Source organism: Gottfriedia acidiceleris (genome assembly GCF_004138285.1).
GTDB lineage: Bacteria > Bacillota > Bacilli > Bacillales > Bacillaceae_G > Gottfriedia > Gottfriedia acidiceleris_A.
On record NZ_SCFN01000080.1, the window covers coordinates 1 to 324 of the forward strand.

Consider the following 324-nt stretch of genomic DNA (forward strand, 5'->3'; position numbering starts at 1 on the left):
TTTTTTTTAGTTATAAGAAGTCTCTTTATAGAAAGGGGTAAATATGAATAAAAATTTACTAGCTTTTTCTATAATATTCTTAGGGATTTGTATTGTTTTAAGTTCTTGGCTAATTTCAAATGAATTGGGTAAACAGAATCGGTATGAATTTTCTAAAGTAAGTGATAATTACAATATGATATTTGATAAAAAAAATGGTGATTATTGGACCAATTTGGATGACATGGGATGGGAAAAACATCCTTTCGTTTCACCAAAAAAAAATTAGTCTTTTGTAACTAACGTATGCGATTCTTCAATAACGAAGGATCGTTTTTCTTATGC

Annotated in this window: 1 protein-coding gene; it reads left to right on the top strand. The window is 27.5% G+C overall.

Features of this window, described 5'->3' with window-relative positions:
- Positions 1-43: 43 nt before the first annotated feature.
- Positions 44-268: a hypothetical protein gene (locus EP747_RS24060; protein WP_129692491.1), complete on the top strand. Its 225-nt coding sequence runs from the start codon at positions 44-46 to the stop codon at positions 266-268.
- The last annotated feature ends 56 nt before the right edge of the window (positions 269-324 follow it).